The sequence below is a fragment of the Amycolatopsis granulosa genome, from assembly GCF_011758745.1.
Taxonomy (GTDB): domain Bacteria; phylum Actinomycetota; class Actinomycetes; order Mycobacteriales; family Pseudonocardiaceae; genus Amycolatopsis_E; species Amycolatopsis_E granulosa.
In genome coordinates this window covers 1,609,219-1,634,355 of the sequence record NZ_JAANOV010000001.1, presented here as the reverse complement: position 1 = coordinate 1,634,355, position 25,137 = coordinate 1,609,219, and the positions used below count along the sequence as shown (strand labels likewise).

General features: G+C 70.9%; 30 protein-coding genes and 2 riboswitches. Of the genes, 14 read left to right on the top strand and 16 right to left on the bottom strand.

Translation table 11 applies throughout. The annotated features are described in order from the left end of the window. Positions 1-16: 16 nt before the first annotated feature. From FHX45_RS07865 to FHX45_RS07840, 6 genes are read right to left on the bottom strand one after another with little or no spacing between them, the layout of a single operon-like run. Positions 17-811, bottom strand: a complete 795-nt coding sequence (locus tag FHX45_RS07865; protein ID WP_167098062.1) for an SDR family NAD(P)-dependent oxidoreductase — start codon at positions 809-811, stop codon at positions 17-19. Beyond that, positions 808-1,992, bottom strand: coding sequence for a glycine C-acetyltransferase (locus FHX45_RS07860; protein WP_167098059.1), 1,185 nt, complete (start codon positions 1,990-1,992; stop codon positions 808-810). The genes FHX45_RS07865 and FHX45_RS07860 overlap by 4 nt, the downstream gene beginning before the upstream one ends. Further along, positions 1,989-2,546, bottom strand: a complete 558-nt coding sequence (locus FHX45_RS07855; RefSeq protein ID WP_167098056.1) for an isochorismatase family protein — start codon at positions 2,544-2,546, stop codon at positions 1,989-1,991. Before FHX45_RS07855 ends, FHX45_RS07860 begins: the two co-directional genes overlap by 4 nt. Then, positions 2,543-3,871, bottom strand: a complete 1,329-nt coding sequence (locus FHX45_RS07850) for an MFS transporter (protein WP_167098053.1) — start codon at positions 3,869-3,871, stop codon at positions 2,543-2,545. Before FHX45_RS07850 ends, FHX45_RS07855 begins: the two co-directional genes overlap by 4 nt. Before the next feature lie 58 nt (positions 3,872-3,929). After that, a complete protein-coding gene (locus FHX45_RS07845; protein WP_167098050.1) occupies positions 3,930-5,642 on the bottom strand; it encodes a hydantoinase B/oxoprolinase family protein in 1,713 nt (570 codons plus the stop codon). Then, entirely contained in the window at positions 5,639-7,717 is a 2,079-nt protein-coding gene (locus tag FHX45_RS07840; RefSeq protein WP_341771390.1) for a hydantoinase/oxoprolinase family protein, read from the bottom strand. The genes FHX45_RS07845 and FHX45_RS07840 overlap by 4 nt, the downstream gene beginning before the upstream one ends. 160 nt (positions 7,718-7,877) lie before the next feature. Further along, positions 7,878-7,969: riboswitch (glycine riboswitch) on the top strand. Position 7,970: 1 nt separating this feature from the next. After that, positions 7,971-8,062, top strand: a riboswitch (glycine riboswitch). Positions 8,063-8,239: 177 nt separating this feature from the next. On the opposite strand from FHX45_RS07840, the gene gcvH reads away from it, so the two are divergent. Genes gcvH through FHX45_RS07825 form a run of 3 tightly spaced genes read left to right on the top strand, consistent with a single transcriptional unit; the run spans position 8,240 to position 11,257 of the window. Continuing rightward, a complete protein-coding gene (gcvH, locus tag FHX45_RS07835) occupies positions 8,240-8,620 on the top strand; it encodes a glycine cleavage system protein GcvH (protein ID WP_167108600.1) in 381 nt (126 codons plus the stop codon). Further along, positions 8,620-9,891, top strand: coding sequence for a serine hydroxymethyltransferase (gene glyA, locus FHX45_RS07830; RefSeq protein ID WP_167098044.1), 1,272 nt, complete (start codon positions 8,620-8,622; stop codon positions 9,889-9,891). The genes gcvH and glyA overlap by 1 nt, the downstream gene beginning before the upstream one ends. 10 nt (positions 9,892-9,901) lie before the next feature. After that, positions 9,902-11,257: an L-serine ammonia-lyase gene (locus FHX45_RS07825; RefSeq protein WP_341771389.1), complete on the top strand. Its 1,356-nt coding sequence runs from the start codon at positions 9,902-9,904 to the stop codon at positions 11,255-11,257. A 54-nt stretch (positions 11,258-11,311) separates the two neighbouring features. On the opposite strand, the gene FHX45_RS07820 is transcribed toward FHX45_RS07825, so the two are convergent. The 4 genes from FHX45_RS07820 to FHX45_RS07805 are packed head-to-tail and all read right to left on the bottom strand — an operon-like array spanning position 11,312 to position 13,696. Then, complete coding sequence (locus FHX45_RS07820; RefSeq protein ID WP_167098038.1) at positions 11,312-12,013, bottom strand: DsbA family oxidoreductase; 702 nt, start codon at positions 12,011-12,013, stop codon at positions 11,312-11,314. Continuing rightward, a complete protein-coding gene (locus FHX45_RS07815) occupies positions 12,010-12,486 on the bottom strand; it encodes a TIGR03618 family F420-dependent PPOX class oxidoreductase (RefSeq protein WP_167098035.1) in 477 nt (158 codons plus the stop codon). Before FHX45_RS07815 ends, FHX45_RS07820 begins: the two co-directional genes overlap by 4 nt. Further along, positions 12,483-13,205, bottom strand: coding sequence for a DsbA family oxidoreductase (locus FHX45_RS07810; RefSeq protein WP_167098033.1), 723 nt, complete (start codon positions 13,203-13,205; stop codon positions 12,483-12,485). The genes FHX45_RS07815 and FHX45_RS07810 overlap by 4 nt, the downstream gene beginning before the upstream one ends. Further along, positions 13,205-13,696 (bottom strand): MarR family winged helix-turn-helix transcriptional regulator, encoded by a 492-nt coding sequence (locus FHX45_RS07805; protein ID WP_167098030.1) that lies wholly within the window; start codon positions 13,694-13,696, stop codon positions 13,205-13,207. Before FHX45_RS07805 ends, FHX45_RS07810 begins: the two co-directional genes overlap by 1 nt. 82 nt (positions 13,697-13,778) lie before the next feature. Between FHX45_RS07805 and FHX45_RS07800 the strand changes: the two genes are divergently transcribed. Further along, positions 13,779-14,354, top strand: coding sequence for a YceI family protein (locus FHX45_RS07800; protein ID WP_167098027.1), 576 nt, complete (start codon positions 13,779-13,781; stop codon positions 14,352-14,354). A 96-nt stretch (positions 14,355-14,450) separates the two neighbouring features. Next, entirely contained in the window at positions 14,451-15,071 is a 621-nt protein-coding gene (locus FHX45_RS07795) for a glycine-rich domain-containing protein (RefSeq protein ID WP_167098024.1), read from the top strand. On the opposite strand, the gene FHX45_RS07790 is transcribed toward FHX45_RS07795, so the two are convergent. The 4 genes from FHX45_RS07790 to FHX45_RS07775 all read right to left on the bottom strand — a co-directional run bounded on the left by FHX45_RS07790 (position 15,056) and on the right by FHX45_RS07775 (position 19,146). Continuing rightward, a complete protein-coding gene (locus tag FHX45_RS07790) occupies positions 15,056-16,474 on the bottom strand; it encodes an amino acid permease (protein ID WP_167098021.1) in 1,419 nt (472 codons plus the stop codon). The two genes, FHX45_RS07795 and FHX45_RS07790, sit on opposite strands and share 16 nt — an antisense overlap. 96 nt (positions 16,475-16,570) lie before the next feature. Then, positions 16,571-17,044, bottom strand: coding sequence for a carboxymuconolactone decarboxylase family protein (locus tag FHX45_RS07785; protein WP_167098018.1), 474 nt, complete (start codon positions 17,042-17,044; stop codon positions 16,571-16,573). 65 nt (positions 17,045-17,109) lie between these two features. Then, positions 17,110-18,078 (bottom strand): alpha/beta fold hydrolase, encoded by a 969-nt coding sequence (locus tag FHX45_RS07780; RefSeq protein WP_167098015.1) that lies wholly within the window; start codon positions 18,076-18,078, stop codon positions 17,110-17,112. Between the two features lie 93 nt (positions 18,079-18,171). After that, positions 18,172-19,146 carry a quinone oxidoreductase family protein gene (locus FHX45_RS07775; RefSeq protein WP_167098012.1) on the bottom strand — a complete coding sequence of 325 codons (975 nt, stop codon included), beginning with the start codon at positions 19,144-19,146 and terminating at the stop codon, positions 18,172-18,174. A gap of 44 nt (positions 19,147-19,190) precedes the next feature. Between FHX45_RS07775 and FHX45_RS07770 the strand changes: the two genes are divergently transcribed. From FHX45_RS07770 to FHX45_RS07760, 3 genes are read left to right on the top strand one after another with little or no spacing between them, the layout of a single operon-like run. Next, on the top strand, positions 19,191-19,391 hold the full coding sequence (locus FHX45_RS07770; RefSeq protein WP_167098009.1) for a hypothetical protein: 201 nt from the start codon (positions 19,191-19,193) through the stop codon (positions 19,389-19,391). Between the two features lie 10 nt (positions 19,392-19,401). Then, the gene (locus FHX45_RS07765) at positions 19,402-19,785 is read left to right on the top strand and encodes a guanyl-specific ribonuclease (RefSeq protein ID WP_313886207.1); all 384 of its coding nucleotides are present in this window, start codon (positions 19,402-19,404) and stop codon (positions 19,783-19,785) included. Positions 19,786-19,796: 11 nt separating this feature from the next. After that, positions 19,797-20,159: a barstar family protein gene (locus FHX45_RS07760; RefSeq protein WP_167098003.1), complete on the top strand. Its 363-nt coding sequence runs from the start codon at positions 19,797-19,799 to the stop codon at positions 20,157-20,159. On the opposite strand, the gene FHX45_RS07755 is transcribed toward FHX45_RS07760, so the two are convergent. Continuing rightward, positions 20,156-20,929 (bottom strand): enoyl-CoA hydratase-related protein, encoded by a 774-nt coding sequence (locus FHX45_RS07755; RefSeq protein WP_167098001.1) that lies wholly within the window; start codon positions 20,927-20,929, stop codon positions 20,156-20,158. The genes FHX45_RS07760 and FHX45_RS07755 overlap by 4 nt on opposite strands. A gap of 120 nt (positions 20,930-21,049) precedes the next feature. Between FHX45_RS07755 and FHX45_RS07750 the strand changes: the two genes are divergently transcribed. The 6 genes from FHX45_RS07750 to FHX45_RS07725 all read left to right on the top strand — a co-directional run bounded on the left by FHX45_RS07750 (position 21,050) and on the right by FHX45_RS07725 (position 24,245). Beyond that, positions 21,050-21,493 (top strand): hypothetical protein, encoded by a 444-nt coding sequence (locus tag FHX45_RS07750; protein ID WP_167098000.1) that lies wholly within the window; start codon positions 21,050-21,052, stop codon positions 21,491-21,493. 110 nt (positions 21,494-21,603) lie between these two features. Then, on the top strand, positions 21,604-22,005 hold the full coding sequence (locus tag FHX45_RS07745; RefSeq protein ID WP_341771388.1) for a DUF3558 domain-containing protein: 402 nt from the start codon (positions 21,604-21,606) through the stop codon (positions 22,003-22,005). Positions 22,006-22,040: 35 nt separating this feature from the next. Continuing rightward, positions 22,041-22,559 carry a DUF3558 family protein gene (locus FHX45_RS07740; RefSeq protein ID WP_167097996.1) on the top strand — a complete coding sequence of 173 codons (519 nt, stop codon included), beginning with the start codon at positions 22,041-22,043 and terminating at the stop codon, positions 22,557-22,559. Between the two features lie 306 nt (positions 22,560-22,865). Next, positions 22,866-23,090: a hypothetical protein gene (locus FHX45_RS27755; RefSeq protein WP_208405844.1), complete on the top strand. Its 225-nt coding sequence runs from the start codon at positions 22,866-22,868 to the stop codon at positions 23,088-23,090. Between the two features lie 199 nt (positions 23,091-23,289). After that, positions 23,290-23,730: a hypothetical protein gene (locus FHX45_RS07730; protein ID WP_167097994.1), complete on the top strand. Its 441-nt coding sequence runs from the start codon at positions 23,290-23,292 to the stop codon at positions 23,728-23,730. A 128-nt stretch (positions 23,731-23,858) separates the two neighbouring features. After that, entirely contained in the window at positions 23,859-24,245 is a 387-nt protein-coding gene (locus FHX45_RS07725) for a DUF3558 domain-containing protein (protein ID WP_167097992.1), read from the top strand. Between the two features lie 3 nt (positions 24,246-24,248). Here the strand turns inward: FHX45_RS07725 and FHX45_RS07720 are convergent, their stop codons facing one another. After that, on the bottom strand, positions 24,249-25,124 hold the full coding sequence (locus tag FHX45_RS07720) for a TIGR03854 family LLM class F420-dependent oxidoreductase (RefSeq protein WP_167097990.1): 876 nt from the start codon (positions 25,122-25,124) through the stop codon (positions 24,249-24,251). Positions 25,125-25,137: the final 13 nt, after the last annotated feature.

Genomic DNA, 25,137 nt, shown 5'->3' with positions numbered 1-25,137 from the left:
GTCGCGCCGGACGGCGTCAGATGATGAGGTCGCCGCCGTTGATGTCCACGGCCGCGCCGGTGATGTAGGCCGCCCGGTCGGAGGCGAGGAACGCCACGAGTTCCGCGACTTCCCACGCCTGCCCGACGCGGGGCACCGGGAACGACCGGGTGACGCGCTCCAGCGTCTCGTCGGGCAGCAGGGCGCGGGCCATCGGCGTGTCGATGAGGCCGGGGCAGACGGCGTTCACGGTGACGCCGTCGGGTCCGCAGGTCTTGGCCAGGTGCCGGGTCAGGCCGAGGACCCCGTGCTTGGCCGTGGTGTAGTGCGCCCCGCCCGCGGTGCTGATCGTCTTGCCCGCGGTGGAGGAGAAGTTGACGATCCGCCCCCACCGGCCGGCGCGCATCGCGGGCAGCGCTTGCCGGCAGCACAGGAACGTGCCGTGCACGTTCACCGCGAGCACCCGGTTCCACTCGTTCTCGGTGATGTCGTCGAACGGGGTCGGCGGCGCGATCCCCGCGGCGTTGACGAGGATGTCGAGCCGCGAGTGGCCGGCCAGCAGCGCGTCGAACGCGTCGTGGACCGCGTCGGCGTCGGTGATGTCCACCGCCGTCGAACAGACCCTGCCGGGTGCCACCTCCAGCGTGGCCGCCAGATCGGCGCGGCCGGGTGCGGCGAGGTCGAACACGGCGACGGTCGCCCCGCGGCGGGCGAGGGCGTGCGCGGTGGCCAGCCCCATGCCGCTCGCGCCGCCGGTGACGACCGCGACCCGGCCCGCGAGTTCGCTGCTGTCGGCGCTGGTGGGGGCGCCGAGCCCCGGTCCGGTGCTCATGCGGCCGCCAGGACGGCACGAGCGCGGGCGAAGGCGGCAGCGGCGAGTTCGAGCTGGGCCGGCGTGTGCGCCGCCGAGACCTGCACCCGGATCCGTTCCGCACCGGCCGGGACGACCGGGTGGGCCAGCGCGAAGGCGAGGACACCTTCGCGCCGCAGCGCCGCCGACACGTCACGGGCCAGCGAACCGCCCCGCAGCATCACCGGGATGATCGGGTGCTCGCCCGGCAGCACCTCGTACCCGAGGTCGCGCAACGCCCCGCGCAGCCACGCGGTGTTGGCGGCCAGCCGCTCCCGCAGATCGGGACGCCGCCGCGCGATGCCGATCGCGGTCAGCGCCGCGACGGCCAGCGCCGGAGCCATCGCGTTGGTGAAGACGTAGGGACGCGAGACCTGGCGCACGGTCTCCACGACCGCACGGGAACCGGCGACGAAACCGCCGGCGCCACCGCCCAGCGCCTTGCCCAGCGTCCCGGTCAGCACGTCGACGCGACCGGCGAGCCCGAAGTGCTCGGCGGTGCCCGCGCCGGTCACGCCCAGCACGCCCGTGGCGTGCGAATCGTCGACCACGAGCACCGCGTCGTAGCGCTCCGCCAGTTCACACAGCCGGGGCAGCGGGGCGATGTCGCCGTCCATGCTGAACACGCCGTCGGTGACGATCACCCGGTGGCGCGCGTCCGCGGCCCCGGCGAGGCCGCGTTCGAGCTCGTCGAGGTCGGCGTGCGGGAACACGTGCCGCCGGGCCGGTGCCAGCCGGATGCCGTCGATCAGGCTGGCGTGGTTGAGCGCGTCGCTGAAGACGACGTCGTCCCGGCCGAGCAGGGCGTCGAACACGCCCAGGTTCGCGTCGAAGCACGAGCCGTGGAGCGCGGCGTCCTCGGTGCCGACCAGCTCGGCGATGGCGGCCTCGAGCCGGCCGTGGACCTCCCGCGTGCCGCACAGCACCCGTCCCGCGGTGACCCCGAGTCCCAGCTCCCGCACCGCCCGCTGGGCCGCGTCGAGGACCTCGGGGTCACCGGCGAGCCCGAGGTAGTCGTTGGCGGCGAGGTTCACCAGCGTCTCGCCGTCCACGCCGAGCACCGGCCCCTGCGGACCGGACACCACCAGGTCGCGGCGCAACCCGGTCCTCGCGCGGCGATCGTCCAGCTCCGTCCGGAGCCGGTGCAGCAATGCGGCGTTCACGCGTCCCGTCCCGGGGTCCAGCCCGCGCAGGGCACCACGCCGAATCCCCGGCTGGGGAAGACGGCGTCCATGAAGAAGTCGTGCATCGCCGGGTCCCCGTCGGCGCACCCGTCCCGCAGCACGGTCACCCCGTAGCCCCGGTCGGCGGCGTCGTAGCAGGTCGCGGCCACCATCGCGCTCGTGGCGACCCCGGCGACCGCGAGCGTGCGGACACCGCGGGCGCGCAGCACGAGGTCGAGGTCGGTGCCGGCGAAGGCGCTGGCGCGGCGTTTGAGCACGACCACGTCCTCGCCGGACACCGGCAGCGCGATCTGCGTGCCGTCCGAACCCTCGTGGAAGGCGTCCCCGGCCTCGAAGAACGTCCGGAACATCGCGTTGTCCGGCGGCACGTCCGCCCCGTTGGCGCGGAATCCGAAGTGGACGAACACCACGAGGACACCGGCCGCGCGGGCGCGGGGGAGCAGTTCGGTCAGCGGGGGCACGACCTGCCTGGCGAACGGGTAGCCGTCGGTGATGCCCCGCTGGATGTCGCCGATGATCAGTGCGGTGCTCACGACAGGCTCCCGTCCAGCCGTTCCATCCGGCGGCCCACGCTGAGCAGGACGGCCAGCCCGGCCGTCATGATGATCGCGATGGCCAGCAACGCCCAGGTGAAGCTGCCGGTCGCGGACGCGATGGCCCCGGTGAAGTAGGGGCCGACGAACCCGCTGACGTTGCTGACCGAGTTGATCAGCGCGATCCCGGACGCGGCCGCCGCGCCGGTCAGGCCGATCGCCGGGATCCGCCAGAACTGCGGCATCGCGGTCATGATCCCGGCGACGCTCACGCAGACCGCGACCACGAACAGGGTGCCGCTGCTGGTGAAGGTGGCCAGCAGCAGCCCGGCCACCCCGACGGTCATCGGGACGGCCGTCGCGGTGACCGCCGTGCGGCGGGCGGCGAAGCGGGCCCAGAGAAGCAGGGCGAGCACGGCCACCGCGTACGGGATGGCGGACAGCAGCACACTGCTGACGTCACCGGACTTGCCGATGCTGTGCGTGATGGACCGGATCATCGTGGGCAGGAAGAACTGCAGCGGGTACAGGCCGAACGCGATCGCGAACCACGTCACGGCCATCAGCCAGACCCGGCCGCTGGTCAGCGCCTGGCGCAGCCCGGTGAGCGCCCCGCGGGCGCGGTGCTCGTCGGCTTCGGCGGCCAGCGTGGCCTCGATGGCGGCCTTCTCCCGGTCGTCGAGCCAGCGCGCTTTCCCCGGGCGGTCCGGCAGGAAGGCGAAAATCAGGATGCTGACCACGATCGTCAGGACGCCCTCGACGAGGAACAGCGACCGCCAGCCCGCGATGCCGAACAGGTTCTGACCCCACTCCAGCAGCGCGGCGGCCAGCGGGGAGCCGATGACCGAGGACACCGGGGTCATCAGGAAGAAGGCGGACAACGCCCAGGAGCGATGGCGGCGCGGGAACCACAACGTCAGGTAGAGCAGGATCCCGGCGGCCAGGCCGGCTTCGGCGAGCCCGAGCAGCAACCGCGCGAGGAACAACGTCGCCGCCGAGTTCACCGCCGCGGTCGCCGCCGTGACCAGACCCCAGGTGATCATGATGCGGGCGATCCACTTCCGCGCGCCGAACCGCCTGAGCATCATGTTGCTCGGCACTTCCACGAGGATGTAGCCGATGAAGAACAGACCCGCGGCGAGGCCGATCTGGCCGCTCGTCAGGTGCAGGTCCCGGGACATGGGCGCGGCGATGTAGCCGACGTTGGCGCGGTCGATGTAGCTCGCCACGTAGGCCAGGCCGACCAGCGGGATGATCCGGAAGCCGGCCTTGCGCCACGTGCGTGGCGCGACGACGGCCTGGGTGGTAGCGGCGGTGGAGTCCATCGGGAGGTCCAATCGGTGAGAAGGGCTGGTGTCTCCGTGGTGTTGGTGGACATGGATTTCAGCGCTGCCCGCGCAACCGGGCGGTGGCGTCCGCGTCGATCACACCATCCGCGGTGATCACGACGCCGTAGTCCCGCTCGGCTCCCTCGCGGGTCACTTTGCCGTCGAGGACGTCGTCGAGGACGCGTTCCGGCGCACGTTCGAACGGGTGGCCGTGGCCGCCGCCGCCGGCGGTGACGTGGCGGTGGCGGGTGCCCGCGGTCATGACGAAGTGCGGTTTGGACTCCAGTACCCGTTCGCCGGGGCCACCGGGGTCGAGCACGTTGAGCGAGGGTGTTCCCGGCGCGCCGCCGGCCAGTCCGTAGGGCAGGAACTTCCGCCGGTCGGACCTGATCTGCACGGCGGCCTCGGGCGCCAGGAGCGTCATGTCGCGGAAGGTCGCGAGACCACCGCGCCACCGGCCCGCGCCGCCGCTGTCCGGGAGGTAGCCGTACCCGTCGATGCGGAGCTGGCCGGAGCGTTCCAGTTCCTCGACCGGGGTGTTGGTCAGGTTGGCGCCCAGCGAGCTGATCCCGTCCACCCCGTCCCGGTCCGGCCGGGCGCCCCACGCGCCGGCCAGCGGATCCCACAGCACGGCGGATTCACCGTCCGCGCCGACGACGCCGATCGCGATCCCGTCGGGTCCGCCGTCCCCGGCCGCGGGCACCCGGGCGGGGAACACCGGGGCGAGCGCGCCGAGCACCGCGTCGATGATCCGGAAACCCACCAGGCCACGGGCACCGCGCGCGGCGGGGCGTTGTCCGTTGAGGATCGACGCCTCCGGGATGACGAAGGTGAACGGCCGGTAGAAGCCGCTGTTGGCCGGGATGTCGGCGGCGAGGACACCCTGCAGGGCCGCGTAGGAGGCGGAGCGGGTGAACGATGCGGTCGCGTTGAGCGCGGAGTCGACCTGCGGTGCCGAACCGGTGAAGTCGAGCTCGATCCCGGACCCGGACAGCGTCGCCTTCACCGCGATCGGGATCGGCCCGGAGCCGAGCCCGTCGTCGTCGATGTGGTCGGTGAACTCGTAGGTTCCCGGCACCGCTTCGGCCAGCGCGGCGCGCAGCAGGGTCTCGGAGTAGTCGAGCAGTTCGTCGTTGAGGGTGGCGAGCCGTTCGACACCGTGCCGCGCCGCGAGGGCACGCAGCCCCTCGGCCCCGGTGTGGCAGGCCGCCAGCTGGGATTCGAGGTCGCCGCGCAGCAGGTCGGGTTCGCGGACGTTGCGCAGGATGAGCTGCAGGAAGGTCTCGTTCGTGGTGCCGGCCTCGATCAGGCGCGACGGCGGGATCTGGATGCCTTCGGCGAAGATGCTCGTCGACTGCACGGCCATAGAACCGGCGGCCCAGCCGCCCACGTCGGTGTGGTTGACGACGGTGACCGCGAACCCCAGGAGCGCGGTGCCGGCGAACACCGGGGCAACCGCGAAGATGTCGGGCAGGTGCATGCCGCCGCGGGACGGGTCGTTGAGCAGGTAGACGTCACCGGGCTGGATCCGGTCGCCGAACTCGGCGAAGATCTCCTCCATCGCGTCCGGAATGGACCCCAGGTGCACCGGCAGGGTGTTGGCCTGGGCGATGACGCGGCCGTGGGCGTCGCACAGCGCCGCGGAGAAGTCCATGCTGGACGCGACGAGCTGCGAGTGCGCGGTGCGCAGGATCGTGATCGCCATTTCGTCGGCGATCCCGGTGACGGCGTTGCGGAAGACCTCGAAGGTCACGGCGTCGCGGATCATGCGGCACTCCAGGTGATCACGATGTTGTTGAACCGGTCGCGGTGCACCCGCGCACCGGGCGGGACGAGGGTGGTGGCGTCCATGTCCTCGATGACCATCGGTCCCGCCACCGGTTCGGTGCCGAGGGCGGACCGTCCCACGACCGGGGTCGGCACGGTCTCGGCGAACCGGCAGTCGCGGGTGGTGGGTTCGCGGTCGGCGGCGGCGGGCAGGCTCAGCACGTCGGCGATGGACACCGGGGTGGGCACCCGGCCGCGGACCCGGAGGTTGACCAGCTCGACCAGTTCGTCGGTGCCGGCCCGGCCGTAGGTGCGCTTGTGCTCGGCGTGGAACCGCGACCGCACCTCGGCGAGCAGGTCGCCGGTGAGGTCACCGTCGGGCACCCGGATGCGCAGTTCGAACCGCTGCCCGCGGTAGCGCATGTCCAGCAGCCGGTCCACCACGGCGTCCGGCCCCAGCTCGTCGGTCACCTTCGCGGCGAGGCGGCCGAACTCCGCGGCGAGCGCGCTGGTCTGCGCGAACTCGTCCCGGTAGGGGGTGAGCTCGTGCCGTTCGGTGTCGGCGACGAGCAGGCCCAGGCTGCTGAACAGGCCCGGGTACACGGGCACGATCACGGTGGAGATGCCCAGTTCGCGGGCCAGCGCGGCGGCGTAGAGCGGACCGGCGCCGCCGAAGGCGACCATGGTGGCCTCGCGCGGGTCGCGGCCGCGTTCGCTGGTCACCGCCTTGACCGCGGTCGTCATACTCGACACCGCCACCTGGTAGGCACCCCGCGCGGTGCCCGCCACGTCGTCGCCGAGCTGCTCGGCGACCGGGCTCAGCGCCTTCACGGCCAGGTCGGGGTGGACCGGCACGCGGCCACCGGCCAGGGCGTGCGGGCTGAGGTACCCGAGCGTCACGTTGGCGTCGGTCAGCGTCGGCAGCTCACCGCCCTGCCCGTAGCAGGCCGGGCCGGGCCGCGAACCGGCGCTGGCGGGACCCACGTGCAGCGCGCCGGCCGGGTCGACGGAGATGATGCTGCCACCACCGGATCCGACCTCGGCGATGTCGATCGAGGGCGCGCGCACCGGGTACCCGGCGCCGGAGCTGAGGCCGCGGGCGACGTTCATCCCGCCGCCGACCTCGTAGTCGGCGGAGACGAACGGTTCGCCGTCCTCGATCAGGGAGGCCTTCGCCGTGGTCCCGCCCATGTCGAAGGCGACCACTGTGGACAGTCCGATCAGCTGGGCCAGCTTCTGCACCGCGGTCACCCCGGCCGCGGGACCGGATTCGATGATCTGCACCGGCCGCTGTGCGACGGAGGCCGCGTCCAGCAGCCCGCCGCTGGACTGCATGACCAGCAGCGGTGCGGTCACCTCGGCCGCCCGCAGCCCGGCCTCCAGCCGGGTGAGGTAGCCGTGCACGGCCGGGCCGACGTAGGCGTTGACGGTCGCGGTGCTCGTGCGCTCGAATTCGTGCGGCTGAGGCGACACGTCGACCGACGCGGTGACGTAGACGCCGGGCAGCTCGGCCCGCAGCAGCTCTGCGACCCGGCGTTCCTCGTCGGGCCGGACGTAGGAGTTGATCAGGCACACGGCCACCGCCCGGATCTCCGCCGCCCGCAGGCGCGCGGCCAGGGCGCGGACCTCGTCGTCGTCGGCCGGCGGATCGAGCCGCCCGTCGGCGGTGATGCGCTGGTCGAGTTCGTACCGGTGCCGGCGCCGGGCGAGGGGCACCGGCTTGGACCAGGACAGGTCGTAGAGCACCGGCCGCCGCAGCCGGCCGAGCTCCAGCACGTCACGGAAGCCGCGGGTGGTGACGACCGCGGTGCGGACACCGGTCATCTCCAGGATCGCGTTGGTGGCCACGGTGGTGCCGTGCAGCATGGCGGTGACGGCTTCCGGTTGCGCCCCGGCCGCGGCCAGCACGCCGGTGGTCGCCGACACCACCCCCGCGCCGTAGTCCGGCGGGGTGGAGGGGACCTTCATCGGGACGACGTCACCGGCCGGACCCAGCGCGATGACGTCGGTGAAGGTGCCGCCGATGTCGGCGCCGACTCGCCAGCCGGCCGGTCGGGGATCGGGACGGGAAGCCACGGGATCTCCTTCTCTGAACGAGTAAGTGGGATCACAGTAATCTCGGGTTGAGATATCAGCAAGGGTCAATTGGTGTTTTTGATCCACGGGCCCGGCCTCTTGACCGGCCCGGACCGGTCCCGTTAGGTTCGGCATCCGTCAAACTGCATATCGCGCCATTCGAACCGGAGCGGGAGAGCTCCCGCCGCGGGCGGGACGCCGAAGGAGCAACACTCCCCAGAATCTCTCAGGCACCCCCACCGCTCCGGCGAGGCGAACTCTGGAAAGCCAGGACCCGGTCCTGCGCCCACGGTGCAAACCGCTCCGGCGGTGAAGCTCTCAGGTATCGATGACAGAGCGGGGAGGCCCACCCAGCCGTGGTGCCGCGTCGGTGCGGTGCCGGACACCGGGAGCCTCTTGGCCGTGAACTCCGTTTCCACGTCCCGTGCCGGGACCGCCGCGCGATCCGCCGGCCCGCTCACCACACGGTCCACTCCGGACCCGATGCCGCCCGCCGCCGTGCGGGCCCGATCAGCCGAGGAGATGCCCGTGTCCGTTCCGGCCGAGCTGAAGTACACCGCCGAGCACGAGTGGCTCGACCTCGACGGGGACACCGCCACCGTCGGGATCACCGCGTTCGCCGCGGACGCCCTCGGCGACGTGGTGTACCTGGATCTCCCCGCCGCCGGCAGCACCGTCACGGCGGGCCGTCCGTGCGGTGAGATCGAGAGCACCAAATCGGTCAGCGAGCTCTACGCGCCGGTGGACGGCGAGGTCGTCGAGGTCAACGCGAAGGTCACCGCCGACCCCGGTCTGCTCAACACCGACCCGTTCGGCGAGGGCTGGCTGTTCCGGATGAAGGTCACCGCGGTGGGCGACCTGCTCGATGCGGCCGCCTACCTGGCGCGCACCGGCGGTGCCTGATGGGCACACACGACCTCCCGCTGTCCGAAGTGGACCCCGAGGTGCACGCCGCGGTGACGTCCGAGCTCGACCGTCAGCGGCACACCCTCGAGCTGATCGCGAGCGAGAACTTCGCGCCGGTGGCGGTGATGCAGGCGCAGGGCTCGGTCCTGACCAACAAGTACGCCGAGGGTTATCCCGGCCGTCGCTACTACGGCGGCTGCGAGCACGTCGACACCGTGGAACGCCTGGCCATCGACCGGGTGAAGCAACTGTTCGGATCCCGTTTCGCCAACGTCCAGCCGCATTCCGGGGCACAGGCCAACGCGGCGGCCATGTTCGCGATGCTCGAACCCGGTGACACCGTGCTCGGCCTCGACCTGGCGCACGGCGGGCACCTGACGCACGGGATGCGGGCGAACTTCAGCGGCCGGCTCTACCGGGTCGTGGCCTACCACGTTCGCGACACCGATTTCCGGCTGGACCTGGCCGAGGTCGAGCGGCTGGCGGCCGAGCACCGCCCGAAGCTCATCGTGGCCGGCTGGTCGGCCTACCCGCTGCACCTGGACTTCGCCGCGTTCCGCCGCATCGCCGACGACGTCGGCGCCCGCCTGATGGTGGACATGGCGCACTTCGCCGGGCTCGTGGCGGCCGGCCTGCACCCCAGCCCGGTGCCGCACGCCGACGTCGTCACCACCACGACCCACAAGACCCTCGGCGGCCCGCGCGGCGGCGTGATCCTCACCGACGACGCGGCGCTGGCCAAACGCATCGACTCGGCGGTCTTCCCGGGGCAGCAGGGCGGTCCGCTCGAGCACGTGATCGCGGCGAAGGCGGTGGCGTTCAGACTGGCCGGGACCGAAGAGTTCCGCGACCGGCAGCGCCGCACCCTCGAGGGTGCCCGCCTCATCGCCCGCCGGCTGCTCGCCGACGACGTCCGGCAGGCCGGGATCTCGGTCCTCACCGGCGGCACACAGGTCCACCTCGTGGTGGTGGACCTGCGGCACTCGGCGCTCGACGGGCGCCAGGCCGAGGACCGGCTGCACGCGGCCGGCATCACCGTGAACCGCAACGCGGTGCCCTTCGACCCGCGTCCGCCGATGGTGTCGTCGGGAGTGCGGATCGGCACGCCCGCGCTCGCCACGCGCGGCTTCGGCGCGCCGGAGTTCGCCGAGGTCGCCGACGTCATCGCGACGGCGCTCGTCACGTCCGCGCCGGAGGATGTGCTGCCCGGGTTGCGTGCCCGGGTGGCGGCGCTGGCGGCGAAGTTCCCGCTCTACCCGGAGATGTGAGGGCCGCGCGGTGGCACTGAGTGCGTTCGACCTCTACACCCGCGGAATCGGCCCGTCGTCCTCGCACACGGTGGGACCGATGCGGGCGGCCAAGCGGTTCGCGGACGGTCTGACGGGGGAGGGGCTGCTGCCCGAGCTGGTGCGGGTGGAACTGTTCGGGTCGCTGGGGGCGACCGGGCACGGCCACGGGTCGGAGAAAGCGGTCCTGCTCGGTCTGCTGGGCGAAGATCCCGCCACCGTGGACACGCGCACCGCGGAAGCCCGGGCCGCGCGTGTGCGGGAGCGGGGCGCCGTGACGCTCAACGGGGTGCACGACGCCGGTGTCGAGGTGGTGCTGCACCGCCGGAAGTCCCTGCCCGTCCACCCCAACGGCATGACGTTCACCGCCCGCGGAGCCGGCGGCGAGGTCCTGCGGGAGCGCACCTACTACTCGGTGGGCGGCGGTTTCGTGGTGGACGAGCACGCGGCCGGGGCGGATCGCATCGTGGCCGACACCACGCCCGTGCGGTACCCGTTCGCCACGGCCGCCGACCTGCTCCGGATCTGCGCCGAGCGCGGGCTGCGGATCAGCGACGTCATGCTCGCCAACGAACTGGCGTGGCGGACCGAACGCCAGGTGCGGGACGGGCTGCTGCACATCTGGCGTGTCATGGCCGGCTGTGTGCGGGCGGGCTGTCATGGGGAAGGGGTGCTGCCGGGAGGTCTGCGGGTGCCGCGCCGGGCGCCCGGACTGTTCCGCGAACTCACCTCCGGGCAGGGCGCGCGGGATCCGCTGGACGTGATGGACTGGGTCACCCTGTTCGCCCTCGCCGTCAACGAGGAGAACGCCGCGGGCGGCCGCGTCGTCACCGCGCCGACGAACGGTGCGGCGGGCATCATCCCCGCGGTCCTGCACTACTACACGCGTTTCGTGGCGGGCGCCGGCGACGACGGCATCGTGCGGTTCCTGCTCACCGCGGCGGCGGTCGGCATCCTGGTCAAGCAGAACGCGTCGATCTCCGGCGCGGAGGTCGGCTGCCAGGGCGAGGTCGGATCCGCGTGCGCGATGGCCGCGGCGGGCCTGTGCGAAGTCCTCGGCGGCAGCCCCCGGCAGGTGGAGAACGCGGCCGAGATCGGCATCGAGCACAACCTGGGCCTCACCTGCGATCCGGTGGGTGGTCTCGTGCAGATCCCGTGCATCGAGCGCAACGCGATCGCCTCGGTGAAGGCGATCAGCGCCGCCCGGATCGCGCTGCGCGGCACCGGCAGCCACGTGGTGAGCCTGGACAAGGCGATCAAGACCATGCGCGACACCGGGCGCGACATGCACGTCAAGTACAAGGAAACCGCGCGCGGCGGACTGGCGGTGAACGTGATCGAGTGCTGACCGGACCGGCGGCCTGCCTGCCGTGTTCGCCGGCAGGCCGCGCGGCCATCAGGGCTACTCCGCCGCCTTCTTCAGCAGGGCGTCGGCCCAGTCCGCGTCGTGGGCGTCCACCACCGGGAAACCGGAGGCCCACGGGCCTTCCCAGTGCACCGCGATGCCCGGGTTGTGCACCCCGGTGCCGTCCGCGGTGAACAGGTGCGGACTGCCGTTCACCTCGTCGGTCTGCGCGACCGCGTAGTCCGCCATCACGTCCGCGCGGTGCCGGCCCGTGTCGAGCGCCTCGGTGAGCGCGCCGACGTCGACCGTGCCGGTCTCGGCGGCGATCTCCAGGATCACCGTGCGGTGGCCGATCGTGCGGTTGTCCACCCAGAACGCCCGGCGCAGCGCGCGGTCCAGGTCCTCGGCCGGGCCCAGGCCCTGCGCCTTGGCCGCGGCCACCGCCTCGTTGGCGAGCAGCACGGTGTTCGGGTACAGCCAGTCCGCCGCGGTCCACAGGCGGAACCCGGCCGCCGGTTCGATCGCGCCGAGACCCACGGCCTCGCTGTCGGTACCCGGCCGCGGGTGCGGACCGTTGAACAGCTCCAGCGGGAACGCGTGGTGGTCGATCCGGACCTGGTCCTGCAGGCCCAGCCGGTCGCGGGCCACCCGGAGGCGGTGCAGGGCGACGTGCGCGAACGGGCAGAGCAGGTCCGACCAGACCTGGATGGTGCCCGGGGCGGCCGCGGGACGGTGGACGGTGGACGGTGCGTTGGTCATTCCGGTTCCTTGTGTTCGGTGCCAGGTGGGTTGGTGGTGAAGCGCTCCGGCCGCAGGAGCACCGCGGTGCGGCGGTCCTCGGCCATCGCCCGGTCGTATTCGTCCAGGTCCGGGTGCACCCCGCCGGCGGCGGCGTAGATGTCGCGGAGCAGGGTGCGCAGGTCCGGCAGGCCGGGCAGGTCGTCGTCGGGTCCGGCCAGCTCCACCGGGCCGGACACCGATACCCACTCCCAGCCGGACCGGAACACGAGCGTCGCGTGTGGACGCTCGCGCAGGTTGGCGAGCTTTCTGGTGCGGCCGCGCGAGACGAACGCGACCACGGTCTCACCGGTCACCGGGTGGGGCAGGATTCCCGCGTTCACCACGGAGACGGCCGGCCGGCCGCTGGGCCGGGCGGTCACCAGCACGGCGAGCCACCGCTCCGGCGCGGCGAGTTCGGCCACCAGCCGGAGGCCGTCAGCGGTCGTGGTCATGCCAGGCTCGCCGCCTTCTCCAGCAGCGTCGGGTAGATGTCCGGCTCGTCCGAGTCGATCACCGGGAAGCCGACGCCGAACTCACCGTTCACCCAGCGCGCCGTGACACCGGGATTGGCCACGTTCGTGCCGTCGGCCAGGAACAGGTGGGGGCTGCAGACGACCCGGTCGTCGCGTGCCGACTCGAACTGATCGAGCACCGCCGCGCGGGCCTCGCCGCGGTCGAGCCGCCGGGCGAGGTCGGTCACGTCCACCACGCCGGTCTCGGCCGCCACGTCCAGGATCACGTTGCGCAGCGAGATGCACCGGCTCTGCGCCCAGAACGCCTTCCGCAGCGCGCGGTCGAGCCGTTCCGCGACGGGCAGGCCCTGGTGCTTGGCGGCCTGCACGGCCTCCAGCGCCGGGAGCATGGTCACCGGATACCGCCAGTCCTTCTCCTGCCACAGCTGCCATCCGGCGTCCGGCTCCAGCGCACCGAGCACGGCGACCTCGGAGTCGACCCCGGGCCGCTCGTTGACCCCGAGGTTGAACAGTTCGAGCGGGAAGGCGCGGTGGTCGAAGTGCACCGTGCGGGTGAGCCCGAGCCGTGCCCGCGTCTCGTGCAGCCGGTGCACGGCGACGTGGGCGAACGAGCAGTTGAGGTCCGAATAGACCACGATCACGTTCGGCGCTGCGGGTAGCCGGGGATCACCCGGGGCGACGTCGACCGACTGGATCATCAGTTGTTCCTTCCGTTGCGCCGCAGGGAATCCGGCGTGGCGATCACGCACCCGTGTGCCTCCCGGACCCGCTGCAGCGCGGTTGCCATGACCTTCTTCTCCTCGTCGGTGAGGTACTGCGAGAAGTGCTGTTCGATGCCGCGCAGGTACTGCGGGGCGGTGGCGCGGAAGGCCCGCACGCCCTCATCGGTCATGGCCGCCCGCACGACCCGGCGGTCCGCCTCGTCGCGGACCTTGGTCACCAGCCCGGCCAGCACCATCTCGTCCACCAGCCGGCTCACCCGGGTCCGGCTGAGCACGACCCGTTCGGCCAGGTCGTTCATCCGCAGCCGTCGCTCGGGGCCCGCGTTCAGCTCCAGCAACACGTCGTACCAGGTGAGCGGGATGGTGCCGCTCCTGGTCAGGTCCGCGTCGATGGCGCGCAGCGCGGCATTGGACGCCAGCAGCATGGCCCGCCAGGCTTGCAGGCCGCTCTCGTCTTTCGTGCCCATGACCGGAGCATAGCATTGCGTGCGTGCGCACGCACATATATGGTCGAGGAGTACGAGACACCCAGAAAGGGGCGAGTTCCCAATGACCGAATCACTGATCCCCACCCGTGTCGTGGACGGCGTGGAGCTGCCGGCCGCCGGCACGTGGCGGATCGACCCGGGGCACGCCGAGGTCGCCTTCGTCGGCCGGCACTTCATGCTCACCAAGGTCCGCGGCCGGTTCACCGCCGTGGACGGCGCGGTGGAGGTCGCGGAAGACCCCGCGGACAGCAGAATCTCCGTGACCATCGAGATGGCGTCGGTGAACAGCGGCGACCAGGCCCGGGACGACCACCTGCGCTCGGCCGACTTCTTCGACGTGGAGAGCAACCCGGTCGCCACCTTCGTGTCCACCGGCGTCCACTGGGAGGGCAACGGCGGCTCGATGACCGGCGACCTGACGATCAAGGGCGTGACGAAGCCGGTCACCCTGACGGTCGACTACCTCGGCTACGCGCAGGACCCGTGGGACAACCACCGCGCGGTGTTCTCCGCCCGCGGCCGGATCAACCGCGAAGACTGGGGGCTGACCTGGAACATGCCGCTGGCCAAGGGCGGCCTGCTGGTGTCGCGGGAGATCGACCTGGAGCTCGAGGTCGAGCTGATCCACGCCGGCTGACCGGCGGCCGGGGAAGCCCGCCGGTCCCGGCCGGCGGGCTCACCCCATCGGCTGAAAGAAGTGCGTGAGCCCGCCGGACGGCGCACCCTGTCGAGCATGGTGTTCGGAAAGGCCGTGGCCACCGGCGCGGTGGCCGTCCTGATCACGGCCACCGCGCCGGTGGCCGGGGCCGAACCCGCCCACGGGGACCGGGCCTTCACCACGGGCGGAACCTTCACCGCGCCCGAGGGTGTCAGCTCGGTGTTCATCGCGCTGTGGGGCGCCGGCGGCGGGGGCGGGGTGACGGCGCCGCCGGCCGCCGCGCCCAAACCCCCGGAAACCCCGGCACAACAGCCGCCCAACGCGCCGGGCACGACCGGTGGTGGCGGGGGTGCCGCCTGGTGTTCGGTCGCGGTCACGCCGGCCACCGAGTACATCGTGACCGTCGGCGTGGGCGGCGTCCCCGGGGCACCGGGCGGCGACTCGAGCCTGGGCGTCACCGGCAGCCCACCGCTCGTCGTGGCCCACGGCGGGCAAGCCGGGACGCCCGGGGCGTACGGGCGCGGCGGCACCGCGGACTGCGGAACCTCGCCCGGGCTGGTGGCCGCCGGCAGCGACGGCACCGCCGACCAGCCCGGGACAGCGGGAGTGATCCCGGGCGAGCCGCCCGGCGGGATCGGCTCCGGCGGCGCCGCCGGCGCGCCCGGCGCACCCGGGTACGTCTACCTCTGGTGGTGACGCGCCAGGAGCGAATGCCGCCGCCCGTAAGAGAAGTACACCACCATCCCGATCACGAACCAGATCACGAACCGCAGCCACGTCTCCGGCTTGAGGAACGTGATCAGCCAGAGCGAGAACGCGACCCCGATCGCCGGCACCACCGGCACCCCGGGACAGCGGAACGTGCGCGGCAGGTCCGGCCGGCGGTACCGCAGCACCACGACGGCGACGCACACCACCACGAACGCCAGCAGGATCCCGATGTTGGTCAGCTCGGCTGCCTCGCCGATCGGCAGCAACCCGGCGATCACCGCCGCCGCCACGCCCAGGATCCACGTCATCCGGCTGGGCACCTTCCGCACCGGGTGCGTGCCGGAGAACCACCTGGGCAGCAGACCGTCGCGGCTCATCGCGTACCCGACGCGCGTCGCACCGAGCAGGAACGTGAACAACACCGTCAGGATGCCGACGATCGCGCCGACCGCGATGACCGCGCCCAGCCACCGCAACCCGACGGACTCGAAGGCGCTGGAGAACGCCGCTTCCGGGTTGATGTCGGTGAAGGGCACCATGCCCGTCAGCACGAGGCAGGCCAGCACGTACAGCACCATGGAGATCCCGAGCGAGTACAGGATCGCCTTGGGCATGTGTTTCTGCGAATCGGTCGACTCCTCGGCGGCGGTGGACATCGCGTCGTAGCCGAACACCGCGAAGAACACCGTCGCCGCGCCGGTGAACGCCCCGCTGATCCCGAACGGGAAGAAGTTCGACCAGTTGCCGGTCTTGACGTGGAACGCGCCGACAACGATCACCAGGACCACGACCGCGACCTTGAGGTACACCAGCAGCGTCTCGAACCGCGCGGCCGACCGCATGCCCTGGTTGAGGATGAACGCGATCAGCAGGCACAGCAGTGCGGCAAACAGGTTCACCTTGTACGAACCCGATGCCACGCCCGCCGGTTCGGTGCCCGGCGCGCCGGACATCCACAGCGGCAGGTGGATGTGCAGGAAACCCAGCAAATCGTTGAAGTAGCCCGAGATGCCGATCGCCACCACGGCGACGATCGCGGTGTACTCCAGCAGCAGGTCCCAGCCGATGAACCAGCCGACCAGCTCGCCGAGCACCGCGTATCCGTAGGTGTAGGCGGAGCCGGCCCGCGGGATCAGGCCGGCGAACTCGGCGTAGGAGAAGGCTGCGGCTGCACTGGCGACGCCGGCCACCAGGAACGAGATGAGCACCGCGGGTCCCGCGGTCTCGTTCGCCACCGCGCCGGCGAGCGAGAAGATGCCCGCCCCGATGATCCCGCCCACGCCGATCGCGGTCAGCTGCCACAGGCCCAGGGTTCGCTGGAGCCCGCCGCCGTCCTCGGCCTCGATCTGCTCGACGGGTTTGCGCCGGAACAGCTCGCGTACGGCCACTGATCGTCCCCAATCACTCGTCCGGGTAAAGACCGGACTACGTTACTAGGGACGGTGGCGCTCCGGGACCGGTTGACGGTCCCGGAGCTCACCCGGTCAGCCGAACTGGCCCGGCTGGTAGTCCCCGGCCGGGTTACGGGTGATCACGTTGAGCCGGTTCCACGTGTTGATGAGCGCGATGGCGCCGACCAGGGCGGCGAGCTGATCCTCGTCGTAGTGCTTGGCCGCGTTGGCCCACACCTCGTCGCTGACCCCGCCGGCCGCGTCGGCGATCCGGGTGCCCTCCTCGGTCAGCTCCAGGGCCGCGCGCTCGGCCTCGGTGAACACGGTCGCCTCGCGCCAGGCCGCGACCAGGTTGAGCCGCAGCGGGTCCTCACCGGCCGCCAGCGCGTCCTTGAAGTGCATGTCCGTGCAGTAGCCGCAGCCGTTGATCTGGCTGGCGCGCAGCGTCACCAGCGCCTGTGTGGTCATCGGCAGCGTCGAGTTCTCGAGCACCTTTCCTGCCGACAGGATGTACTTCACGAACTTTCCCGCGGTCGGGCTGGCGAAGAGGTTCAGACGAGCGTCCACGATGAACTCCTGTTCCGTTGGGGTTACACCTCCCTGACGGAACAGCGCGGCCGGATGTGACGGGATCAGCCGGCGGCTTGCTGGGCGAGGCCGGGCGCCCGCCGCCGCGGCTTCTTGTGCAGGGCGCCGGCCCGGAAGTAGCTCAGCAGCTCGGCGATCGCGACCGGGTCGTCCAGCTGCGGGCAGTGGCCCCACTCCTCGCGCAGCATCAGCTGGCTGTGCGGCACCAGGGTGTGCAAGCGCCGCCCGGCGGCCGCGGTCACCAGCCGGTCCTTGCCGCACGCGACGACCAGCAGCGGGACCTTGATCGACTCCAGCCCGTCGTAGGCGCCGGCCAGCTCGGCGACCAGCCGGCGCGCCTGGTCCAGGCGAGTGGTGGTCGACCGGAAGTCGGGGAACAGCCCGGTGAACCGGGAGACGTGCGCGATGTCGGCGGCCGAGCGGTCGGCGTAGAGCAGCCACGGCACCACGAGACCGGCGATGGTCCGCACGACGAACCCGGGCACCGGCACCGGCAGCGACGCGGCCAGCCGCAGCGGCAGCGGGTACTTCCCGACGGTCCGGACCAGCCAGGAGTCCACGAACCCGGGAGCGGCGATCGACACCACGCCGGCGATCGGCAGCTGCTCGCGGCAGGCCGCGCGGAGGCTCATCGTGCCGCCCAGGGAGTTACCACCCAGCACGACCTTGCCGCGGTCGGCGTAGCAGCGGGTGACCTCGGCGACGAACGCGTCGAGCTGGGCGAGGATCGCGCCCGGTCGCAGGGGATCAGCCGCACCGAAGCCGGGCAGGTCGACCGCGACCGCGGGCATGCCGGCGGCGGCCAGTTCGGCCAGCGCCGGGCGCCAGGTGTCGGCGCTGTCGCAGTAGCCGTGCAGCAGGACGAGTCTTCCGGTGCCCCGCTTCGGCTTCGGACCGACCTCGAGCACCCTGGTGCGCACGCCCGCGAAACTCCGGTGGCCGGCCCGGATGTCCTCCGGGCCGGCGGTCCGGGAGCCCGGCGCCGCCTCGATTTCCCGCTGCACTGCGGTCATATACCCAGATTAGCGAGGAAATCTCGGGTTCCGCTCAGGAAAGGTTGATCACAAACTGGTGTCGGCGTGATGTCAACAAGGCGTCTGCGCAGCTCAACGCGCTTCCGTGGTGAACACGATCTTGCCCGCGGTCGCGCCCTCCTGCATCAGCCGGAAGCCCTCGGCGGCCTCCGACAGCGGCAGCTCCTTGCCGATCTGCGGCCGGATGCCGCTGAGGTCGAGGTAGCGCAGCATGTCCTCCAGCTCGTCGCGGGTGCCCATGGTGGAGCCCACCACGCGCAGCTGCAGGAAGAACACCCGCTGCAGGTCCGCGCTCGGGTCCGGGCCGCTGGTCGAACCGGACACCACGAGGACACCGCCGGGCTTGAGCGACTTGAGCGAGTGAGCCCAGGTCGCCTTCCCGACGGTCTCGAACACACCGTCCACCTGCTCCGGCAGCCGCGCGCCGGTCTCGAACGTCTGGTGCGCACCCAGCTGCTCGGCCAGCGCGCGCTTCTCCTCCGACCGGCCGGTCACCCAGACCCGCAGGCCGGCGGCGCGGCCGAGCTGGACCAGCGCGGTGGAGACGCCACCGGAGGCGCCCTGCACCAGCATCGTCTGCCCGGGGCGCAGCCCGGACTTGACGAACAGCATCCGGTAGGCCGTCAGCCACGCGGTCCCCATCGTCGCGGCCTCGGCGAAGGACAACCCGGCCGGCTTCGGCACCGCGTTGCGGGCCGGCACGACCACGTAGTCGGCGAACGTGCCCTGGTACTTCTCGGTGAGCAGGGTGCGTTTCGGGTCGAGGGTGTCGTCACCCTGCCAGCCCGGGGCGTTGATCACCGAATGCAGCACGACCTCCGTGCCGTCCTCCAGCACACCGGCCCCGTCGCAGCCGAGGATCATCGGGAACTGGTCCGGCTTGATCCCGACCCCGCGCAGGGTCCAGATGTCGTGCATGTTCAGGCTGGCGGCCTTGACGGCGACCTTCACCCAGCCGGACGGCACCTCCGGGTCCGGCCGCTCGCCGACGGTGAGCGCGTCGAGCGGGTTTTCGGGGTTCGGTTCTCGGGCGTAGACGGCGAACATGCCTGCAACGTACCTCGCCGTGGCCGCTGGCGTACCCTGGTCAGGTGTTCGACGGCCTGGCCACCTGGTGGGACAACGCGGAGCTGTGGCTCGCGCAGCGATGGTTCCCGTTGCAGTTCCTGCTGGTCATCGTGGTGCTGGCGCCCCTGTGCGTCGGTGCGGCGTGGCTGATCGACCGGATCGTCGACCGGGTGGCCGCGTGGTTGCGACCGGGCCGCGGCGAGGACGTTTCGAGTCGGTCCTAAGGTGTCGCTGGTGTCAAGCAGGAGGCGGATCACCGTCGCGCTGGTCGGGCTCATCGTGCTCGTGTTCGGTGGGTGGATCGTGCGCGAGACCACCACGTCGACGGACCCGGCGCCCGGGCTGACGGCGCTGTCCAGCCTGCCCCCGGAAGCCGCCCAGACCTGGCGCCTCATCCAGGCGGGCGGGCCGTTCCCGTACCGCAGCGACGGAACGGTGTTCGACAACCGGGAGAAGCGGCTCCCCGTCAAGGCGAGCGGTTACTACCACGAGTACACCGTGCCCACGCCCGGAAGCCCGGACCGCGGGGCCCGCCGGTTGATCACCGGATCGCCGGCGGAGCTGTACTACACCGGCGATCACTACGCTTCCTTCGTCCAGGTCGACCCGTCGAAGTAATGAGAACTCCCATGTCCCAGACGTCTTCGCAGAAGATCGTCGAGCAGGCCCGCGCACGCGGTGCCTACTCGCACCTCATCGGCAGCCGGCCCACCGACAAGATGTCCGCGCTCGACGCCATCGCGTCCGCCCTGTCCTTTCCGGACTGGTTCGGCCGCAACCTGGACGCGCTCTACGACTGCCTCACCGACCTGTCGTGGCTGCCCTACGGCGAACACGTGCTGGTGTGGGAGGGGTCGGACCTGCTGAAGCAGGCCGACCCGAAGGCGTACCTGGCGATCCGCGGCGTGCTCTCGGACGCCGAGCGGGCCCTCGCACCGGGCGGCGACCGCGCCGACAGCCGCCGGCTCACGGTCGCCCTCACCGACGGCTAGTCCTGCGGGACCCAGTTCGGCTTGCGCTTCTCGGCGAACGCGCGGATGCCCTCCTGACCTTCCTCGCTGGCGAAGAACTGCGCGGACAGCTTGAGCATCTCCGGGAAGCCCTCCGCCGGGGTGGCCGGGCGCGGGCTCGCCAGCAGCTCCTTGGTCGCGGCCAGCGCGGCCGGGCCGCCGAGCGCGAGGGACTTGACGTAGCGCTCGGTTTCGGCGTCCAGCCGGTCGGCGTCGACGGCCTTGGTGATCAGCCCGATCTCGGCGGCCCGCTCGGCGTCGAACACCTCGCCGGTGAGGAACAGCTCCTGGGCGGCGCGCGGGTGGACGCGCGGCAGCACGGTCAGCGAGATCACCGCCGGCACGACGCCGATGCGGACCTCGGAGAACGCGAAGGTGACCGCCGTGGTGGCGACCACGATGTCCGCGGCGGCGATCATGCCCACCCCACCGGCCCGGGCGACCCCGGACAGCTTCGCGACGACCGGTTTGGGGCTGGTCCAGATCTGCTCGAGGATGCGCGGGAACTCGTTGACGCCCTGGTCCCCGGCCCCGGCCCCGCGCGCCTCCTTCAGGTCCATGCCGGCGCAGAACACCGTGCCGGTGTGGGTGAGCACGATCACGCGGACGGCGTCGTCGCCCACGGCCTGGGTGAGCGCGCCGGACAGCTCACGGCGCAGCTGAGCGGACAGGGCGTTCCGGTTGTGCGGCGAGTCCAGGGTGATCGTCGCGACACCACTCCGCACCGAGTAATGCACCAGTTCATCAGTCACGGCCTCACCATAGTTGGGCGGGGCCGCCCCGGGCGGTGCGTGGTGAGCGGCTGCGCACCGGGGCGAGTTGGTGACAGTGAGTCAGGCTCGCGATACGGTGCAGGCCGGAGGGGGTGGGCTGTGGCGGAGGACAGCACGACGGCCGCGGGTCGGATCGCGGCCGTGTTCGGCGGGGAGGGCAACCTGAACACGATGAACGCCGACGCGAAGCGGATGCTGGCGGAAGCGAAGGCCGGTCACTGGGCGGTGGACGAGGAGACCGGATCACACCTGCTGCGCGCGGTGACGCAGATGCAGGAGCGGATGTCCGCTGTGAGCCAGAGGATCTATCTGCTCCAGCAGGTGCCGAAGTTTGGTATCGATGAATATGCAAAGAGAGCAGCGGTACATTTCCTCGTGGCTATGGACTCGGATGACCGCTCTCTCGTCCGCGTGTTCTATGCGACTCAGGAGATGCTTGCCAGCCTCAGACAGGCTATCGAGATCGCGATCAGCAAGTATGACGCCTCCGAAGAGGCTTCCACTCGAGCTCTCACCATCTTCAAGGACCAGGAATTTCGTTGAGAATCAAGTTTCGGATTACGCCTATCATAGGTTGGGCGTGCCTGGTGTTGGCGAGTGCGGCCTGTACCACTACGGTGCCGGGCACGGCATCGCCGGCACCAAATTCAGGTGTGGTTGAGTCCGATGTGTTCGCCGGTCTGAATGCATGTCAGATACTCGATCGACTTGTCGCGGGGCAAGGGTTCGATCCCGGGGAGAACAAGAGCCACCGCAACCAGTGCGGTGCGACCAAGCACGACTTCGGAACCCTCGGTGTCGCGTTGGATCCCAAGCAGGGCCTGAGTGAGTTCGCCCAGGCGAACGCGGCCGTGAGGAGCACCTCGGTTAACGGGCGCGACGCGCTGCAGGCCGACATCCCCACCGGTGGGTGCGCGATCGCAGTGGAGGTGGGTGAGCACGCTCGTGCGCTGGTGCTGGCTACCCTGGTTACCGGCCCCCGTGATCCGCAGGCGTGCGTGGACGCGCACTCTCTTGCCGAGAAGCTCGAGCCGCTGCTGCCCAAGGTGCAGTGACCCGGCTAAGGCACTCAAGGGGACCGGGAATTCAGGTGACCATCAACAGTAGAGTCCGCGAGGCTGTTGCTCTTACTGCCGTCGTCTTCGCTGCGGCTGGGTGTACCGCCACGGTGGCGGGAACAGCATCACGGGCGTCCGAAACGAGTTCCCAGCAGCGCCCTGATGTGTTCGCAGGCCTCGACGCTTGCCGGGTGCTCGACCAGCTCAACGCTGGACAGGGCTATGAGCCCGGGGAGAACAAGAGCAGGCGGAATCAGTGCAATGCCACGAAATCGGGCGTCTCGGGGAACAGCCTCGCACTCGACCCTGTGCAAGGGCTCGACGAGTTCGCGAGCAGGAACAAGGACGTGGTGAGCATTTCCATCAACGGACGCGCCGCCATGCAAGCGCCCATCCCCACAGGTGGTTGCGCGATCGCGGTTGAGGTCACGGACCATGCGCGGGCACTGGTGCTGATGACACTGTCCACTGGGCCGGACGATCCGCAGGCTTGTGTGGACGCCAAGGCCCTGGCGGAACGACTCGAGCCGCTGTTGCCCAAGGCGCAGTGAACTTGCCGTTGGCCTTCACTGGCCAGGCGTCGCGCTCGGGAGACAGGTGATCATCAACAGTCCAGTCTGCCAGGCTGTGGCAATTGCAGCCATCGGATTCGCCACGTCTGGATGCAACAGCATGGTGCCCGGGACGGCGTGGCCGGTACCGACCTCGGCCACTGCGAACGCGGATGTGTTCGCCGGTCTGAATGCATGTCAGATTCTCGACCAGCTTCTCGCGGGCCAAGGGTTCTATCCGGGAGAGAACAAGAGCCGTCGGAACGAGTGCGGTGCGATCAAGCACGAATTCCCTATGGTTTGGCGTTGGATCCCCTGCAGGGGCTTCGAGAGTACGCAGCAGCGAACGATAGCGTCGTGGAGACCTCGGTGAACGGTCGCGACGCGTTGCAGGCGCCGATCCGCCTGGGCGGGTGTGCCGTCGTGATCGAGGTGGGCGAACACGCACGTGCCATGGTCCAGGTAACGACCCGGTTGCTAACCGATACCACGCCCCTCGCTCTGTCCGTCAACGACCGTGAAATCAGGTGAACATCAACAGGAGTGTCCGCGAAGGCATCGCGCTTACTGCCCTCGCGTTCGCCACAGCCGGCTGTACAGCCACGGTGGCGGGTACAGCGGCACCGGCACCGACATCGAGCGCGGGGTGCTCCGCTGTGTTCGCGTACCGGGGCGAGTTGGTGACAGTGGGTCAGGCTCGCGATACGGTGCAGGCCGGAGGGGGTGGGCTGTGACCGAGGACAGCACGACGGCTGCGGGTCGGATCGCGGCCGTGTTCGGCGGTGAGGACAACCTGAACACGATGAACGCGGACGCGAAGCGCATGCTGGCGGAGGCGAAGGCCGGCAGCTGGGCGGTGAACGAGGAGACCGGATCACACTTGCTGCGCGCGGTGACGCAGATGCAGGACCGCCTGAGGGACGTTGGTCAGAGGGTCTTCCGGCTCGAGCAGGCGCCCAAGTTCGGCGACGACCAGTACGCGAAGCAAGCTGCAAAGCACTTCTTGGCAGCGATGACCGCCGATGATCGATCGCTGGTTCCGGTTTTCCGAGCCGCACAGGAAATGCTCGAGACCCTGCGTCAGGCGATCGAGATCGCGATCAGCAAATACGACACCTCGGACGAGGCGGCGACCCAGGCCTTAACGACATTCAAACGGGAATCCCAGTGACCATCAGCTTGCGTATCCTCCAGGCGGTGGCGGTCATTGCCCTGGGGCTTACTACAGCCGCTTGCACTGCCACAGTGGCGGGGACGCCATCGCCAGCGTCTGGGGCGAATGCCACTCCGACCGCGAACGTGTTCGCGACCTTGAATGCTTGTCAGGTTCTGGACCGGCTCAACGCCGGTCAGGGTTACGCTCCAGGGGAGAACAAGACCAGGCGAAACGAATGCACGGCGACGAAACCGGGTGCCGCTACCGACAGTCTGGCCCTTGATCCTGTTCAGGGACTCAATGAGTTCGCGCAACGGAACGTCGCGGCTGTGCAGACCTCGATCAACGGACGTCGCGCCATGCAGGCTGCCATGCCGCTGGGCGGCTGTGCCATTGCGGTCGAGGTGGGTGAGCATGCGCGCGCTCTCGTGCTGATGACACTCGCCACCGGCCCACGCGATCCGCAGGCGTGCGTGGACGCCCAGGCGCTGGCGGAGCGGCTGGAGCCGCTGCTGCCGAAGGTGCGGTAGGCGTCAGTTCTGCCGGGGCAGCAGTTCCTCGGCGAAGCGGTCCAGGAACTCCTCGGACGACCCGCCCCGGTGGTAGATCACGAACTTCGTCAGGCCGGCTTCGAGGTGGGCGTCGAGGAGACGGTGGAGCGCGGGCCAGCTCGTGGCGATCACGTCGGCCGGGTCGGTGTCCGGGCGGCGTTGCCGCGTCGCGGCGGCCAGTTCGGGTGGGATGCCGTCCTCGCTGAGCAGCAGGCTCATCCCGTAGTGGTCCGGTTCGATCTCGCGGCCCGCCGCGGCCGCGGCGGCCTCGATCTCCGCGCGCCCCCGCCGCGCTTCGGCGGGGGAGAGGAAACTGCCCAGCCATCCGTCGCCGTACCGGCCGATCCGCCGGAACGCCGCGGGCGCACTGCCGCCGAGCCAGATGTCCACCGGCCGGGGCGGCAGCGGCCCGACGGAAATTCCGTCCAGCTTCCAGAACTCGCCGGCGAAGTCCCCGGCACCCGACAACGCCGCGCGCAGCAACCGCAGCGACTCGTCGAACACCGCGGCTCGTGAACCGGCCGGAACCTCGAACAGGTCCCGCTCGCCGCGCCGCGCCGGGCGCAGGCCGAACACCGGCAGCACGCGCTTGGGCGCCAGCGCCGCCAGCGCGGCGATCTGCTTGGCCACCAGCACCGGGTGGCGCCCGGGCAGGACCGCCACCGACGTGCCCGCCTTCAGCCGCGACGTCCGCGCAAGCGCATGCGCCATCCCGATGAACGGGTCGACCGCGTCGGAGTACACCTGCTCGGAGAACCACACCGAGTCCACCCCGGCGGCCTCCAGACGGTCCACGAGTCCCGGGAGCTCCGCGGGCGGCGTCTCCGCGCCCAGCCCGACCCCGATCCGGATCTTCACCCCACCCACCGTA